The 16,716-nt window shown below is 53.6% G+C and carries 16 protein-coding genes; 15 read left to right on the top strand and 1 reads right to left on the bottom strand.

The window, feature by feature from the left end:
- Window positions 1-346: 346 nt before the first annotated feature.
- Window positions 347-1,141 (bottom strand): type I methionyl aminopeptidase, encoded by a 795-nt coding sequence (gene map, locus AC236I_RS20445; RefSeq protein ID WP_004858106.1) that lies wholly within the window; start codon window positions 1,139-1,141, stop codon window positions 347-349.
- Between the two features lie 322 nt (window positions 1,142-1,463).
- Here map and rpsB point away from each other — a divergent pair, with 322 nt between their 5' ends.
- From rpsB to rnhB, 15 genes are all read left to right on the top strand, one after another.
- Complete coding sequence (gene rpsB / locus AC236I_RS20440; RefSeq protein WP_004858107.1) at window positions 1,464-2,189, top strand: 30S ribosomal protein S2; 726 nt, start codon at window positions 1,464-1,466, stop codon at window positions 2,187-2,189.
- Window positions 2,190-2,306: 117 nt separating this feature from the next.
- On the top strand, window positions 2,307-3,158 hold the full coding sequence (gene tsf, locus AC236I_RS20435; RefSeq protein WP_015585106.1) for a translation elongation factor Ts: 852 nt from the start codon (window positions 2,307-2,309) through the stop codon (window positions 3,156-3,158).
- 147 nt (window positions 3,159-3,305) lie between these two features.
- The gene (pyrH, locus tag AC236I_RS20430) at window positions 3,306-4,031 is read left to right on the top strand and encodes a UMP kinase (RefSeq protein ID WP_004858112.1); all 726 of its coding nucleotides are present in this window, start codon (window positions 3,306-3,308) and stop codon (window positions 4,029-4,031) included.
- 150 nt (window positions 4,032-4,181) lie between these two features.
- Entirely contained in the window at window positions 4,182-4,739 is a 558-nt protein-coding gene (gene frr / locus AC236I_RS20425; RefSeq protein WP_004858114.1) for a ribosome recycling factor, read from the top strand.
- A 239-nt stretch (window positions 4,740-4,978) separates the two neighbouring features.
- A complete protein-coding gene (ispC, locus tag AC236I_RS20420) occupies window positions 4,979-6,181 on the top strand; it encodes a 1-deoxy-D-xylulose-5-phosphate reductoisomerase (RefSeq protein WP_032716597.1) in 1,203 nt (400 codons plus the stop codon).
- Window positions 6,182-6,430: 249 nt separating this feature from the next.
- On the top strand, window positions 6,431-7,189 hold the full coding sequence (gene ispU / locus AC236I_RS20415) for a (2E,6E)-farnesyl-diphosphate-specific ditrans,polycis-undecaprenyl-diphosphate synthase (RefSeq protein ID WP_004858119.1): 759 nt from the start codon (window positions 6,431-6,433) through the stop codon (window positions 7,187-7,189).
- A 12-nt stretch (window positions 7,190-7,201) separates the two neighbouring features.
- Entirely contained in the window at window positions 7,202-8,059 is an 858-nt protein-coding gene (cdsA, locus tag AC236I_RS20410) for a phosphatidate cytidylyltransferase (protein WP_015585104.1), read from the top strand.
- An 11-nt stretch (window positions 8,060-8,070) separates the two neighbouring features.
- Entirely contained in the window at window positions 8,071-9,423 is a 1,353-nt protein-coding gene (gene rseP / locus AC236I_RS20405) for a sigma E protease regulator RseP (RefSeq protein ID WP_004858123.1), read from the top strand.
- Window positions 9,424-9,454: 31 nt separating this feature from the next.
- Window positions 9,455-11,884 carry an outer membrane protein assembly factor BamA gene (gene bamA / locus AC236I_RS20400; protein ID WP_004858125.1) on the top strand — a complete coding sequence of 810 codons (2,430 nt, stop codon included), beginning with the start codon at window positions 9,455-9,457 and terminating at the stop codon, window positions 11,882-11,884.
- A 122-nt stretch (window positions 11,885-12,006) separates the two neighbouring features.
- Complete coding sequence (gene skp / locus AC236I_RS20395) at window positions 12,007-12,492, top strand: molecular chaperone Skp (protein ID WP_004858127.1); 486 nt, start codon at window positions 12,007-12,009, stop codon at window positions 12,490-12,492.
- A gap of 3 nt (window positions 12,493-12,495) precedes the next feature.
- Window positions 12,496-13,521 (top strand): UDP-3-O-(3-hydroxymyristoyl)glucosamine N-acyltransferase, encoded by a 1,026-nt coding sequence (lpxD, locus tag AC236I_RS20390; protein ID WP_004858130.1) that lies wholly within the window; start codon window positions 12,496-12,498, stop codon window positions 13,519-13,521.
- Between the two features lie 171 nt (window positions 13,522-13,692).
- Window positions 13,693-14,148: a 3-hydroxyacyl-ACP dehydratase FabZ gene (gene fabZ, locus AC236I_RS20385; RefSeq protein ID WP_004858132.1), complete on the top strand. Its 456-nt coding sequence runs from the start codon at window positions 13,693-13,695 to the stop codon at window positions 14,146-14,148.
- A gap of 3 nt (window positions 14,149-14,151) precedes the next feature.
- Window positions 14,152-14,940 (top strand): acyl-ACP--UDP-N-acetylglucosamine O-acyltransferase, encoded by a 789-nt coding sequence (lpxA, locus tag AC236I_RS20380; protein ID WP_004858134.1) that lies wholly within the window; start codon window positions 14,152-14,154, stop codon window positions 14,938-14,940.
- Window positions 14,940-16,088, top strand: a complete 1,149-nt coding sequence (lpxB, locus tag AC236I_RS20375) for a lipid-A-disaccharide synthase (protein ID WP_032716599.1) — start codon at window positions 14,940-14,942, stop codon at window positions 16,086-16,088. Before lpxA ends, lpxB begins: the two co-directional genes overlap by 1 nt.
- Complete coding sequence (rnhB, locus tag AC236I_RS20370) at window positions 16,085-16,681, top strand: ribonuclease HII (protein ID WP_004858138.1); 597 nt, start codon at window positions 16,085-16,087, stop codon at window positions 16,679-16,681. The genes lpxB and rnhB overlap by 4 nt, the downstream gene beginning before the upstream one ends.
- The last annotated feature ends 35 nt before the right edge of the window (window positions 16,682-16,716 follow it).

The following is a 16,716-nucleotide window of genomic DNA, read 5'->3' as shown; positions in this document are numbered from 1 at the left end:
GGCCCATCGGGTGACGGGCAGGACGCCCGTCATAAAAAATCGCCGGGAGCGATTTTTAACGTCGCCCGCGACGGCCCATCGGGTGACGGGCAGGACGCCCGTCATAAAAAAGCCGGGAGCGATTTTTAACGTCGCTTGCGGCGGCCCATCGGGTGACGGGCAGGACGCCCGTCATAAAAAATCGCCGGGAGCGATTTTTAACGTCGCCCGCGACGGCCCATCGGGTGACGGGCAGGACGCCCGTCATAAAAAAGCCGGGAGCGATTTTTAACGTCGCCTGCGGCGGCCCATCGGGTGACGGGCAGGACGCCCGTCATAAAAAAAGCCGGCGGGCGCCGGCTTTTCGTTATGCGTCGTGCGAGATTATCGCCGGGATGGTGTCATCCTTACGTAACGTCAGAATCTCACAGCCGTTCTCTGTCACCACAATAGTATGCTCGTACTGCGCAGACAAGCTCCGGTCTTTGGTTTTCACCGTCCAGCCGTCTTTCATGCTGCGGATCTCTTTCTTACCGGCATTGACCATCGGTTCGATGGTAAAGGTCATGCCCGGCTTGAGCACCACATTGGTTTCAGGAGAGTCGTAGTGCAGCACCTGCGGTTCTTCATGGAAACCGCGACCGATACCGTGACCGCAATATTCACGCACCACCGAGAAACCTTCCGCTTCGACGAATTTCTGGATAGCTGCGCCGATCGCGCGCAGGTTGATTCCCGGCTTAACCATCTTCAGGGCCAGATACAGGCTCTCCTGGGTGATGCGGCACAGACGCTCGCCGAGAATCGTCGGTTTGCCGACGATGAACATCCTGGAGGTGTCGCCGTGGAAATCATCCTTAATTACCGTGACATCAATGTTGACGATGTCGCCGTCTTTCAACAGTTTTTCGTCGTCCGGAATCCCGTGACAGACGACTTCGTTAATAGAGATGCACACGGATTTCGGGTAACCGTGGTAGCCGAGGCAGGCGGAGATCGCTTTCTGTTCGTTAACAATATAATCGTTACAGATGCGGTCCAGTTCGCCGGTGCTGACGCCCGGTTTAACGTAGGGTTCGATCATTTCCAGCACTTCAGCGGCCAGGCGGCCGGCGACGCGCATTTTTTCGATGTCTTCAGATGTCTTGATAGATATAGCCATGGATTGTGTCCAGCTGTGTCGGTTTTTTCGACAATAATAGAGTTATTCCTGCCAATGTTAACAGTCCGGGTGTCCTGGTGCCAAATTGAGAATCATTAACAGCACTCAGCGTCAACAACAGTTGGTTTCCGATCGGGTTTTGTGGTATAAAGCGCGCCGGACTTCCGTTCCATTTCGTACTACACAGGATGGACTGAAGCGACAATCTCACTTTGTGTAAATAACACACACGTATCGACACATATTCCGGGGTGCCCTTTAGGGTCGGTAATATGGGATACGTGGAGGCATAACCCCAACTTTATCTATAGAGGTTTTAAACATGGCAACTGTTTCCATGCGCGACATGCTCAAGGCTGGTGTTCACTTTGGTCACCAGACCCGTTACTGGAACCCGAAAATGAAGCCTTTCATCTTCGGCGCGCGTAACAAAGTTCACATCATCAACCTTGAGAAAACTGTACCGATGTTCAACGAAGCTCTGGCTGAACTGAACAAGATCTCTGCTCGTAAAGGTAAAATCCTTTTCGTTGGTACTAAACGCGCTGCAAGCGAAGCGGTAAAAGAAGCTGCTAACAGCTGCGACCAGTTCTTCGTGAACCATCGCTGGTTGGGCGGCATGCTGACTAACTGGAAAACCGTTCGTCAGTCCATCAAACGTCTGAAAGACCTGGAAACTCAGTCCCAGGACGGTACTTTCGAGAAGCTGACCAAGAAAGAAGCGCTGATGCGCACTCGTGAGCTGGACAAGCTGGAAAACAGCCTGGGCGGTATCAAAGACATGGGCGGCCTGCCGGACGCACTGTTTGTTATCGACGCTGACCACGAGCACATCGCTATCAAAGAAGCAAACAACCTGGGTATCCCGGTATTTGCTATCGTTGATACTAACTCCGATCCGGACGGCGTAGACTTCGTTATCCCGGGTAACGACGACGCGATCCGCGCTGTTAGCCTGTACCTGGGCGCTGTAGCTGCAACCGTGCGTGAAGGTCGTTCTCAGGATCTGGCTTCTCAGGCGGAAGAAAGCTTCGTAGAAGCTGAATAATAAGGTTTCACCCCTTATTAGTACCGTGTATGAATAGGGGCCCATTTTCGGCCCCTTTTTTCAATTTATACTGTTTGGCCCCCGGCCGGGCAGTTCACATCTCCCGAGGATTTAAGAATGGCTGAAATTACCGCATCCCTGGTAAAAGAGCTGCGTGAGCGTACTGGCGCAGGCATGATGGATTGCAAAAAAGCGCTGACCGAAGCGAACGGCGACATTGAGCTGGCAATCGAAAACATGCGTAAATCCGGCGCAATCAAAGCGGCGAAAAAAGCAGGTAACGTTGCTGCTGACGGCGTGATCATCACTAAGATCGACGGTACCTACGGCATCATTCTGGAAGTTAACTGCCAGACTGACTTCGTTGCTAAAGATGGTGGTTTCCAGGCATTTGCTAATAAAGTACTGGACGCTGCGGTCGCTGGCAAAATCACCGACGTTGAAGTTCTGAAAGCACAGTTCGAAGAAGAGCGTGTTGCGCTGGTTGCTAAAATCGGTGAGAACATCAACATCCGTCGCGTGGCTTCCCTGGAAGGCGACGTTCTGGGTTCATACCAGCACGGCGCACGTATCGGTGTTCTGGTTGCGGCTAAAGGCGCTGACCAGGAGCTGGTTAAACAGCTGGCAATGCACATCGCAGCAAGCAAGCCGGAATTCGTTAAGCCGGAAGACGTTTCTGCTGAAGTGGTTGAGAAAGAGTACCAGGTTCAGCTGGACATCGCGATGCAGTCTGGTAAGCCGAAAGAAATCGCAGAGAAAATGGTTGAAGGCCGCATGAAGAAATTCACCGGCGAAGTTTCTCTGACCGGCCAGCCTTTCGTTATGGACCCGAGCAAATCTGTTGCTCAGCTGCTGAAAGAGCACAATGCCGACGTTACTGGCTTCATCCGCTTTGAAGTGGGCGAAGGCATCGAGAAAGTTGAGACTGACTTTGCAGCAGAAGTTGCTGCGATGTCCAAGCAGTCTTAATTTTCAAAAGGAGCCGCCTGAGGGCGGCTTCTTTTTGTGCCCGTTTTGTAAATTCAGCTCATCGCTTATAGTGGCGGTGCTGAAAAGCGGCATACAATGTCGCCAGAATTAACTCATCTCACTCGTTGACAGTCTCAGGAAAGAAACATGGCTACCAATGCAAAACCCGTCTACAAACGTATTCTGCTTAAGTTAAGTGGCGAAGCTCTGCAGGGTTCGGAAGGCTTCGGTATTGATGCAAGCATACTTGACCGTATGGCTCAGGAAATCAAAGAACTGGTTGAACTGGGTATTCAGGTTGGCGTAGTGATTGGTGGCGGTAACTTGTTCCGTGGTGCTGGGCTGGCGAAAGCGGGGATGAACCGCGTTGTGGGCGACCACATGGGCATGCTGGCAACGGTGATGAACGGTCTTGCGATGCGTGACTCACTTCATCGCGCCTATGTGAACGCTCGCCTGATGTCAGCGATTCCGCTGAATGGCGTGTGTGATAACTACAGCTGGGCGGAAGCCATCAGCCTGCTGCGTAACAATCGCGTCGTGATTCTTTCAGCAGGGACCGGTAACCCGTTCTTCACCACCGATTCCGCTGCCTGTCTGCGCGGTATTGAAATCGAAGCCGATGTTGTGCTGAAAGCCACCAAAGTCGACGGTGTGTTTACCGCTGACCCGGCCAAAGACCCGTCTGCCACCATGTACGATCAGCTGACCTACAGCGAAGTGCTCGATAAAGAACTGAAAGTCATGGATTTGGCCGCCTTTACCCTGGCGCGTGACCATAAATTGCCGATTCGCGTCTTCAACATGAACAAACCCGGCGCACTGCGTCGCGTGGTGATGGGCGAAAAAGAAGGCACATTGATTACGGAATAATTCCCGTCAGCGCCAAATCCGGGTAATATTCCGCCTTACTTTCGCGGGCTTATTGCCCGGTGATTTGCATTAAACCTGACTATACTTAGCTCACTTTTACGGTGAGCGACCGTCTGGTCTGTCTGAGACAAGTTTTCAAGGATTCGTAACGTGATTAGCGATATCAGAAAAGATGCTGAAGTACGCATGGAAAAATGCGTCGAAGCGTTCAAAACCCAAATCAGCAAAATACGCACGGGTCGTGCTTCTCCCAGCCTGCTGGATGGCATTGTCGTGGAATATTACGGCACGCCGACGCCTCTGCGTCAGCTGGCAAGCGTCACGGTAGAAGACTCCCGTACACTGAAAATCAACGTATTCGATCGCTCGATGAGCCCGGCCGTTGAGAAAGCGATCATGGCTTCCGATCTCGGTCTGAACCCGAGCTCTGCGGGTACCGACATCCGCGTTCCGCTGCCGCCGCTGACCGAAGAACGTCGTAAAGATCTGACTAAGATCGTGCGTGCCGAAGCCGAACAGGCTCGCGTGTCTGTCCGTAACGTGCGTCGTGATGCTAACGACAAAGTTAAAGCGCTGCTGAAAGACAAAGAGATCAGCGAAGATGACGATCGCCGTTCTCAGGACGACGTGCAGAAAATGACTGACGCCGCCATTAAGAAAGTGGATGCGGCGCTGGCCGATAAAGAAGCGGAACTGATGCAGTTCTGATTCTCTGCCGATACGCTCGCCGCCCACTTTGATTGATGAGCTGCGGGCGTTAAGTCTGAAACGCCGTACAGAAGACCGAACGCTCAATTCCTGGGATTGTGTTAAAACGGTCGGCCCTGTAGCCTTTGGCACGCTTGCTGAAGGTGATAGACCGCCGATCTGCTCCCGGGTCATTGTGGCGTAAGGGCTTTCTGACGGCGTTTTTCTTTTTATCCTGTCTCAATTCTTCTGGACATCTCATGAAGCAATTAACCGTTCTCGGTTCGACCGGTTCAATTGGCTGCAGCACGCTGGATGTGGTGCGCCATAACCCCGATCGCTTTTCCATCGCCGCGCTGGTCGCAGGGAAAAATGTCGACCGCATGGTTGAACAATGTCTGGAATTTTTTCCCCGCTACGCGGTGATGGACGATGTACAAAGCGCCGACGCGCTGCGCATCCGCCTGCGTGAAAACGGTAGCCGCACTGACGTATTGAGCGGCCAGCAGGCTGCCGCTGAAGTGGCTGCGCTGGACGACGTTGACCAGGTCATGGCGGCGATTGTGGGTGCTGCGGGGCTGGTGCCAACGCTGGCCGCCATCCGTGCCGGCAAAACGGTGCTGCTGGCGAATAAAGAGTCGCTGGTCACCTGCGGACGTCTGTTTATGGATGCCGTACAGCAGTATGGTGCGCACCTGCTGCCCGTGGACAGCGAACATAACGCGATTTTTCAGAGTATGCCTGTAACCGTACAGCATAATCTTGGATACGCTGACTTAACGCAGAACGGCGTATCGTCGATTCTGCTGACCGGTTCCGGTGGTCCTTTCCGGGAAACGGCGATAGCGGAACTGGCGGCGATGACGCCGGATCAGGCCTGCCGTCACCCCAACTGGTCAATGGGACGCAAAATCTCTGTCGATTCCGCCACGATGATGAACAAAGGGCTGGAATATATCGAAGCCCGCTGGTTGTTCAACGCTTCAGCCCGGCAGATGGAAGTGCTGATCCATCCGCAGTCCGTCATTCACTCGATGGTGCGTTATCTTGACGGCAGCGTCATTGCGCAGCTCGGCGAACCGGATATGCGTACGCCTATCGCCCATACGATGGGCTGGCCAGACCGCCTGAACTCTGGCGTGCCGGCGTTAGACTTCTGCCAGCTGAGTCAGCTGAGCTTTTCCGCGCCGGACTACGGGCGCTATCCGTGTCTCAAGCTGGCGATGGACGCATTTGATCAAGGTCAGGCGGCGACAACGGCACTGAATGCGGCCAACGAAATCTCCGTGGCAGCCTTCCTGGCTGAAGAGATTCGCTTTACCGATATTGCGGGAGTCAACCTGGCGGTACTGGATCAGCTGGCGCTTGATGAGCCGCAAAGCATTGATGAAGTGCTGGTTATTGATGCTCAGGCCAGGGTCGTTGCGCAGAAGCAGATAAAACATCTGACAACGCGGGGCTGAACCTCACGACACGTTGTGATATTTGTGGGCGCTGGGCTTCGGTGATATAGTCTGCGCCACCCAATCGTTGCATTTTGTTGTAAAAGATTGTGGTGGCCGTGGAAAAACACGGCTTTTTTGCGTAAAGCTTTGGGTTGTTCTCTGCGATTAGCTGTAGCTTCGGCACTGGATAAAAATGCGTATACAGCGCTGACCGGTTGCTCGCGTTTAGTGGCTTGGCTAATCCTTATTATGGACTTAAAACGCGTTATGTTGTCTGCTAATCACACTGTCAGCGAAATATCGCCTGCGCATGGCTGTCGTCATGTCGCCATTATCATGGACGGCAACGGTCGTTGGGCGAAACAGCAAGGAAAAATTCGCGCATTCGGCCATAAAGCCGGGGCGAAGTCGGTTCGTCGCGCGGTCTCCTTCGCGGCGAACAATGGTATTGAAGCGTTGACGCTATATGCATTCAGCAGCGAGAACTGGAACCGCCCCGAGCAGGAAGTCAGTGCTCTGATGGAGCTGTTCGTTTGGGCGCTGGATAGCGAAGTGAAAAGCTTGCATCGGCATAACGTTCGTCTGCGGATCATCGGCGAGACGACGCGTTTTAATGCTCGCCTGCAGGAGCGTATCCGCAAAGCGGAAGCGCTGACGGAGAACAACACGGGCTTAACGCTGAATATTGCGGCGAACTACGGTGGGCGCTGGGATATTATTCAGGGTGTCCGCAATCTGGCCGAACAGGTTCAGAACGGGTTACTTCGGCCCGAACAGATCACGGAAGACATGCTGAGTCAGCAGGTCTGTATGCATGAACTGGCACCTGTAGATTTAGTTATTAGGACCGGGGGAGAGCATCGCATCAGTAATTTTTTGATTTGGCAAATTGCGTATGCCGAACTTTACTTTACCGATGTTCTTTGGCCCGATTTTGCTGAACAGGACTTTGAAGGTGCACTCCATGCCTTTGTTAATCGAGAGCGTCGTTTCGGCGGCACTGAGCCGGGTGGCAATCATGCCTGATGGGGGTCACTTTTGCTGAAGTATCGCCTGATATCGGCTTTCGTTTTAATCCCCGTGGTGATTGCGGCGCTTTTTCTGTTGCCGCCTGCGGGTTTTGCCATCGTCACGCTCGTGGTGTGTATGCTCGCTGCGTGGGAGTGGGGGCAATTTAGCGGTTTCACTTCAACTTCACAACGCATCTGGCTGGCGCTGCTGTGTGGCCTGCTACTGGCGTTGATGCTTTTCCTGATGCCGGAATATCACTACGACGTTCATCAACCGTTGGTTGAGGGATCGCTCTGGGCGTCGTTTGGCTGGTGGATTGTGGCGCTGCTGCTGGTGCTTTCTTACCCGGCCTCCGCTGCTTTCTGGCGCAACTCGAAAGCGCTGCGTCTGATCTTTGGTATTCTGACCATCGTCCCGTTCTTCTGGGGCATGCTGGCGCTGCGCGCCTGGCATTATGCGGATAACCATTACAGCGGCGCGCTGTGGCTGCTGTACGTGATGATTCTGGTCTGGGGCGCGGATTCTGGCGCCTATATGTTTGGCAAGATGTTCGGCAAGCATAAGCTGGCACCGAAAGTGTCTCCGGGTAAAACCTGGCAGGGGTTCTTCGGCGGCCTGGTGACGGCAGCGGTCATCTCCTGGGCCTACGGTCAGTGGGCAAATCTGGATGTTACCCCAACGGTATTACTGGTGTGTTCCGTTGTTGCGGCACTGGCATCGGTGCTGGGCGATCTGACAGAGAGTATGTTTAAGCGAGAGGCCGGCATTAAGGATAGCGGTCATCTGATTCCCGGACACGGTGGAATACTGGATCGTATCGATAGCCTGACGGCGGCGGTACCGGTGTTTGCTTGTCTGCTATTGTTGGTCTTCAGGACGATTTGACGGAAGGTTTTATGCTAAGCGTTCTCTGGAATTTGGCTGCCTTTATCATTGCGCTGGGCGTATTGATCACCGTGCATGAGTTTGGCCATTTCTGGGTGGCTCGTCGCTGCGGCGTTCGCGTTGAACGCTTTTCCATCGGCTTTGGTAAAGCGTTATGGCGACGTTTTGACAAGCAGGGAACGGAATTCGTCATCGCTCTTATTCCACTCGGCGGCTATGTCAAAATGCTCGACGAACGCGTCGAGCCGGTGGCGCCTGAGATGCGCCACTACGCTTTCAATAACAAAACCGTTGGCCAGCGTGCGGCCATCATTGCCGCTGGTCCTGTCGCGAACTTCATTTTTGCCATCTTTGCCTACTGGCTGGTGTTTATCATCGGTGTCCCTGGTGTCCGTCCGGTTGTTGGTGAAATAGTACCCGACTCGATTGCCGCACACGCACAAATTGCAAAAGGAACGGAACTTAAAGCGATAGATGGCATCGAAACGCCTGATTGGGATGCAGTGCGTATGGCGCTGGTCTCGAAGATAGGCGACGAGCAAACAATAGTTACGGTCGCCCCTTTCGGGAGCAGTCAGCGCCAGGATAAAATCCTCGATCTGCGGCACTGGGCGTTTGAGCCGGATAAACAAGATCCGGTGACATCGCTGGGTATTCAGCCTCGCAGCGCGCAGATTGATACGGTGCTGGCTGAAGTACAATCTGGTTCGGCGGCGCAGAAGGCCGGTTTGCAAGCGGGCGACAGGATCGTTAAAGTCGATGGTCAACCGTTAACGCAGTGGATGACGTTTGTAAATCTGGTGCGTGATAATCCGGGTAAGGCGCTGATTCTGGACATCGAGCGACAGGGGAGTCCCTTGTCTGTTACGCTGACGCCAGATAGCCGATCCGCAAAAGGTAAAGCCGAAGGGTTTGCAGGGGTCGTACCTAAGGTCATCCCGCTGCCTGATGAATATAAAACAGTGCGTCAGTACGGGCCGTTTGCCGCCATTGCTGAAGCCACGGATAAAACCTGGCAACTGATGTCATTAACCGTCAGGATGCTGGGTAAATTGATAACCGGTGATGTCAAACTGAACAACCTCAGCGGGCCGATTTCTATCGCCCAGGGGGCTGGAATGTCAGCGGAGTTTGGATTGATTTACTATCTGATGTTCCTTGCGCTGATTAGCGTGAACCTCGGAATAATCAATCTGTTCCCGCTTCCCGTCCTGGACGGGGGGCACCTGCTATTTTTGGCGATTGAAAAGCTGAAGGGCGGGCCGGTATCCGAGCGAGTTCAAGACTTTAGTTATCGCATTGGCTCAATACTGCTGGTGTTGTTAATGGGGCTTGCACTTTTCAATGATTTCTCTCGGTTGTAAGAGAGTTTGTTAGGAAGAACGCATAATAACGATGGCGATGAAAAAGTTGCTCATAGCGTCGCTGCTGTTTAGCAGCGCAACCGTATACGGTGCTGAAGGGTTCGTGGTGAAGGACATTCATTTCGAAGGCTTGCAGCGTGTCGCTGTTGGTGCGGCCCTCCTCAGTATGCCCGTGCGTCCTGGCGATACGGTGACCGATGATGATATCAGTAACACCATTCGTGCTTTGTTTGCCACTGGCAACTTTGAGGACGTCCGCGTCCTGCGCGATGGTGATACCCTGTTGGTGCAGGTGAAAGAGCGCCCAACGATTGCCAGCATCACTTTCTCCGGTAATAAGTCGGTGAAGGATGACATGCTCAAGCAAAACCTTGAGGCATCCGGCGTTCGCGTTGGGGAGTCCCTTGACCGCACGACCCTCGCTGATATCGAGAAAGGGCTGGAAGATTTCTACTACAGCGTCGGTAAGTACAGCGCCAGCGTAAAAGCTGTCGTTACGCCGCTGCCGCGTAACCGCGTCGACCTGAAACTGGTATTCCAGGAGGGCGTCTCGGCGAAAATCCAGCAGATTAATATTGTCGGTAACCATGCGTTCAGTACCGATGAACTGATCTCAACATTCCAGCTGCGCGATGAAGTGCCGTGGTGGAACGTGGTCGGCGATCGCAAATACCAGAAGCAGAAGCTGGCCGGGGATCTCGAAACCCTGCGCAGTTACTACCTGGATCGCGGTTACGCACGTTTCAACATCGACTCCACTCAGGTGAGCCTGACGCCGGATAAAAAAGGCATCTATATCACCGTGAATATCACTGAAGGCGAGCAGTACAAGCTTTCTGGTGTTCAGGTGACGGGCGATCTGGCGGGACATTCGGCAGAAATCGAAGCGTTGACCAAAGTCGAGCCGGGCGAGCTGTATAACGGCGCCAAAGTGACCAAAATGGAGAATGATATTAAGAAACTCCTCGGTCGCTATGGCTACGCTTATCCGCGCGTCCAGTCTCAGCCGGAAATTAACGATAGCGATAAGACCGTGAAGCTGCACGTCAACGTCGATGCGGGCAACCGTTACTACGTACGTAAAATTCGCTTCGAGGGCAACGACACCTCCAAAGACTCCGTTCTGCGTCGCGAAATGCGTCAGATGGAAGGGGCATGGCTGGGCAGCGATCTGGTCGACCAGGGTAAAGATCGTCTCAACCGCTTAGGCTATTTTGAAACGGTCGATACCGATACGCAGCGCGTACCGGGCAGCCCGGATCAGGTCGACGTAGTCTATAAAGTCAAAGAACGTAACACCGGTAGCTTCAACTTTGGTATCGGCTACGGTACGGAAAGTGGCGTCAGCTTCCAGGCCGGTGTTCAGCAGGACAACTGGTTGGGTACCGGCTATTCCGTCGGAATTAACGGCACCAAAAACGATTACCAGACCTATACTGAACTGTCGGTCACTAACCCGTATTTCACCGTTGATGGCGTGAGTCTCGGTGGTCGTATTTTCTATAACGACTTCGACGCGAACGATGCGGATCTGTCTGACTATACCAACAAAAGCTATGGTACGGACGTTACGCTGGGCTTCCCGGTTAACGAATACAATACGCTGCGCGCGGGCTTAGGGTATGTCCATAACTCCCTGTCCAATATGCAGCCGCAGGTGTCGATGTGGCGTTATCTGAACTCAATGGGTCAATATCCGGAAAATACCGATGATAAAAACTCATTCAGCGCCAACGACTTCACCTTCAACTACGGTTGGACCTATAACAAGCTCGACCGCGGCTTCTTCCCGACGGAAGGTTCGCGTGTCAACCTGAATGGTAAAGTGACCATTCCAGGTTCTGATAACGAATACTACAAAGCTACGCTGGATACCGCGACCTACGTGCCGATCGATAACGATCACAAATGGGTGGTTCTGGGACGTACTCGCTTCGGCTATGGCGACGGTATTGGCAGCAAAGAGATGCCGTTCTACGAGAACTTCTATGCCGGTGGTTCAAGCACCGTGCGCGGGTTCCAGTCGAACACCATTGGTCCGAAAGCGGTTTATTTCCCGGCCAGCAATCGCCACGATGGCGATGATAACTATGACAGTAACTGTAAGAGCACTGAATCTGCACCGTGTAAATCGGATGATGCAGTGGGCGGTAACGCCATGGCCGTGGCCAGCCTGGAGCTGATTACTCCGACGCCGTTTATCAGCGACAAATATGCTAACTCGGTCCGTACCTCCTTCTTCTGGGATATGGGTACCGTGTGGGATACTCACTGGGATTCGAGCGCTTACGCGGGTTATCCGGATTACGGTGATCCGAGCAACATCCGTATGTCCGCTGGTATTGCGGTACAGTGGATGTCGCCGTTGGGGCCGTTGGTATTCTCCTACGCCCAACCGTTTAAAAAGTACGAAGGAGACAAGGCCGAGCAGTTCCAGTTTAACATTGGTAAAACCTGGTAATTGCGGGCAGCAATGGAATGTAAGTGCAGTATAGCGCTGACTTTAGGCGATAATCACGGTTATCGCCTGGCCACGCAAATAACGGTACCCCTGGGTACTCATGGGATGGTAAGGAGTTAATTGTGAAAAAGTGGTTATTAGCTGCAGGTCTGGGTTTAGCAATGGTAACTTCCGCTCAGGCGGCAGATAAAATTGCAATGGTTAACATGAACAGCCTGTTCCAACAGGTTGCCCAGAAAACAGGCGTTTCTAACACGCTGGAAAACGAGTTCAAAGGCCGCGCGAGCGAGCTGCAGCGTATGGAAGGCGATCTGCAGTCCAAAATGCAGCGTCTGCAGTCCATGAAACCGGGTGCTGACCGTACCAAGCTGGAAAAAGACGTCATGGCTCAGCGCCAGACCTTCTCTCAGAAGGCGCAGTCTTTTGAGCAGGATCGTGCACGTCGCTCCAACGAAGAGCGCGGCAAACTGGTTAACCGTATCCAGACTGCTGTGAAAAGCGTAGCGAGCAGCCAGAGCATCGACCTGGTTGTTGATTCTAATGCCGTTGCATACAACAGCAGCGATGTAAAAGACATCACCGCTGATGTGCTGAAACAGGTTAAATAAGTAATGCCTTCTATTCGACTGGCTGATCTAGCACAGCAGTTGGATGCAGAATTACACGGTGATGGCGATATCGTCATCACCGGCGTTGCGTCCATGCAGACTGCAAAAGCAGGTCATATTACGTTCATGGTCAACCCTAAGTACCGTGAGCACCTGGCCGCTTGCCAGGCTTCTGCCGTTGTCATGACGCAGGATGATTTACCTTTTGCCCAAAGCGCTGCACTGGTAGTGCGTAATCCCTACCTGACCTATGCGCGAATGGCTCAAATTCTGGATACCACGCCGCAGCCGGCGCAGGATATCGCCCCGAGTGCGGTGATTGATGCCACGGCGACGCTGGGTAAAAACGTCTCGATTGGCCCTAACGCCGTGATCGAATCTGATGTTGTGCTGGGTGACAATGTGGTGATTGGCGCCGGGTGCTTCGTTGGGAAAAAGACCAAAATTGGTGCTGGCTCCCGTTTGTGGGCCAACGTGACCGTTTACCACGAGATTGAGATCGGTGAGAATTGCCTGATTCAGTCCAGCACCGTTATCGGTGCCGATGGTTTCGGCTATGCCAACGACCGCGGCAACTGGGTGAAGATCCCGCAGCTCGGTCGCGTCATCATTGGCGATCGCGTGGAGATCGGCGCCTGTACGACCATTGACCGTGGTGCGCTGGATGATACCGTGATTGGCAATGGCGTTATCATTGATAACCAGTGTCAGATTGCGCATAACGTTGTGATTGGTGACAATACTGCCGTTGCAGGTGGCGTTATCATGGCAGGCAGCCTGAAAATTGGCCGTTACTGCATGATTGGCGGAGCCAGCGTAATCAACGGACATATGGAAATCTGCGACAAAGTCACCGTCACCGGTATGGGGATGGTCATGCGTCCTATCACCGAGCCTGGCGTCTATTCTTCAGGGATTCCGCTGCAACCGAATAAGGTGTGGCGTAAAACCGCGGCGCTGGTGATGAATATTGATGAGATAAACAAACGCCTCAAATCGATTGAGCGTAAGGTTAATCAGCAAGATTAGCGCATCAGTTGACACACAAAATCATGCAAAGCAGTATCCGGGCGGCAACCACCGCTGACAAAGACACTGCCAGAGAGATGAAGTGTAAAAATTTTCGGCCTGTTGCATTCATAAGATTGCCGCAGGCCGTGTTATTATTGCCTTTTAGTATATTTAGACAGGAAGAGTATTTTGACTACTGAAACTCATACTCTGCACATTGAAGAGATTCTGGAACTTCTCCCTCACCGCTACCCGTTCCTGCTGGTAGACCGTGTGCTGGATTTTGAAGAAGGTCGTTTTCTGCGCGCAGTAAAAAATGTTTCTGTTAACGAGCCGTTTTTCCAGGGGCACTTCCCTGGTAAACCGATTTTACCGGGCGTGCTGATTCTGGAAGCGATGGCGCAGGCCACCGGCATTCTGGCATTCAAAAGCGTAGGTAAGCTCGAACCGGGTGAACTCTATTACTTCGCCGGGATTGATGAAGCGCGTTTCAAACGTCCGGTAGTACCAGGCGATCAGATGATTATGGAAGTCACTTTCGAGAAAACCCGTCGCGGCCTGACTCGTTTTAAAGGCGTCGCGCTGGTTGATGGTAAAGTGGTTTGCGAAGCAACGATGATGTGTGCGCGTAGCCGGGAGGCCTGATACGTGATTGATAAAACCGCCTTTGTTCATCCGACTGCCATCGTGGAAGAAGGCGCCGTTATCGGTGCTAACGCCCACATTGGCCCGTTTTGTATTGTTGGTGCTAACGTCGAAATTGGCGAAGGTACCGTACTGAAGTCTCATGTTGTTGTTAACGGCCATACCAGAATTGGTCGTGATAACGAGATCTATCAGTTCGCTTCCATCGGTGAAGTTAACCAGGACCTGAAATACGCTGGTGAACCGACGCGTGTGGAAATTGGCGACCGCAACCGCATCCGCGAAAGCGTCACCATCCATCGTGGCACAGTACAGGGTGGTGGATTAACGAAGGTGGGCAGCGATAACCTGCTGATGATCAACGCTCACGTCGCGCACGATTGTACGGTCGGAAACCGCTGTATTCTGGCCAACAATGCCACGCTCGCCGGCCATGTCTCGCTGGATGATTTCGTTATCATCGGCGGCATGACGGCAGTCCATCAGTTCTGCATTATCGGCGCACACGTCATGGTCGGCGGCTGCTCCGGCGTCGCGCAGGATGTCCCGCCGTTCGTGATTGCCCAGGGCAACCACGCAACGCCGTATGGCGTCAATATTGAAGGGCTGAAGCGCCGTGGCTTTAGCCGCGAAGCCATCACCGCGATTCGCAATGCGTACAAACTGCTGTACCGCAGCGGGAAAACGCTGGATGAAGCGAAGCCGGAAATCGCCGAGCTGGCGACTCAGTATCCTGAAGTTCAGCCATTTGTCGATTTCTTCGCCCGCTCCACGCGCGGTCTGATTCGTTAATGTCTGCACAGCGTCCCCTGACGATTGCCCTGGTCGCCGGAGAAACCTCCGGCGATATTCTTGGTGCAGGTCTCATCCGCGCCCTTAAAGCACGTATTCCCGATGCCCGCTTTGTCGGCGTGGCGGGGCCATTGATGCAGGCCGAAGGCTGTGAGGCCTGGTATGAGATGGAAGAGCTGGCGGTGATGGGCATTGTCGAAGTGCTCGGTCGCCTGCGTCGCCTGCTGCATATCCGCGCCGATCTCACCCGGCGATTTACCGAGCTTAAACCAGACGTATTCGTCGGGATTGATGCGCCTGACTTCAATATCACCCTCGAAGGTAATCTGAAGAAGCAGGGTATCAAAACGATCCATTACGTCAGCCCGTCAGTTTGGGCATGGCGGCAAAAACGCGTTTTCAAAATTGGCAGATCCACCGATCTGGTACTGGCATTTCTGCCTTTCGAAAAAGCGTTTTACGACAAATTTAACGTTCCCTGCCGCTTTATCGGCCATACCATGGCGGATGCCATGCCGTTGGATCCGGATAAAGGCGCCGCGCGGGATCGCCTGGGCATTGCCCGGGATGTGCACTGCCTGGCGCTGCTGCCGGGCAGTCGCGGCGCTGAGGTCGAAATGCTCAGCGCAGACTTTCTGAAAACCGCGCAGATTCTGCGCAAAGATTATCCCGACCTGCAGGTCCTGGTGCCGCTGGTGAATGCCAGAAGGCGGGAGCAGTTCGAACGTATTAAAGCGGAAACGGCGCCGGATCTTACGGTACATCTGCTGGATGGTCAGGCGCGCGATGCCATGATCGCCAGCGATGCGGCCCTGCTGGCTTCCGGAACCGCGGCGCTGGAGTGCATGCTGGCCAAGTGTCCAATGGTGGTTGGCTATCGCATGAAGCCGTTCACTTTCTGGCTGGCGAAACGACTGGTGAAAACCGACTACGTTTCGTTGCCGAACCTGCTGGCCGGCCGCGAGCTGGTCAAAGAGCTGCTGCAGGATGAGTGCCAGCCTGCGTTGCTGGCGGATGCGCTGCGGCCGCTGCTGGCCGATGGTAAAACCAGCCATGACATGCATGACACTTTCCGCGCGCTGCATCAACAAATTCGTTGTAATGCGGATGAGCAGGCGGCGGACGCAGTACTGGAGTTAGCAAAATGATTGAGTTTGTGTATCCGCATACTCACCTGGTCGCCGGCGTAGACGAAGTCGGTCGGGGACCTCTGGTCGGAGCGGTCGTGACCGCCGCGGTGATCCTTGACCCGGCACGGCCAATTGTGGGTCTGAATGACTCCAAAAAATTAAGCGAAAAGCGTCGTCTGGCGCTGTTCGATGAAATCAAAGAGAAAGCGTTGGCCTGGAGTTTCGGCCGTGCGGAACCGCACGAAATAGACGAGCTGAATATTCTGCATGCGACCATGCTGGCGATGCAGCGCGCCGTTGCTGCTCTGCCGGTTGTGCCGGAGTTTGTGCTGATCGATGGCAACCGCTGCCCGCCGCTGCCTGTGCCTTCACAGGCGGTGGTCAAAGGCGACAGCCGGGTGGCAGAAATCAGCGCAGCGTCTATTCTGGCTAAAGTCGCGCGCGATGCGGAAATGGCTGAGCTGGACCTTGAATTTCCTCAATACGGCTTTGCGCAGCATAAAGGCTATCCTACCGCTTTCCATCTGGAAAAACTGATCGAACATGGCGCAACCGAGCATCATCGGCGTAGTTTTGGCCCGGTAAAACGCGCGCTGGGCCTTGCGTCCTGATTCTTGTGTCGAGAAATAAGTAAACCGGAATCTGA

This window comes from Klebsiella sp. Sb-30 (assembly GCF_057652795.1).
Note: the sequence above shows the minus strand (reverse complement) of the source record. Positions and strands in the feature narration are given on the sequence as shown.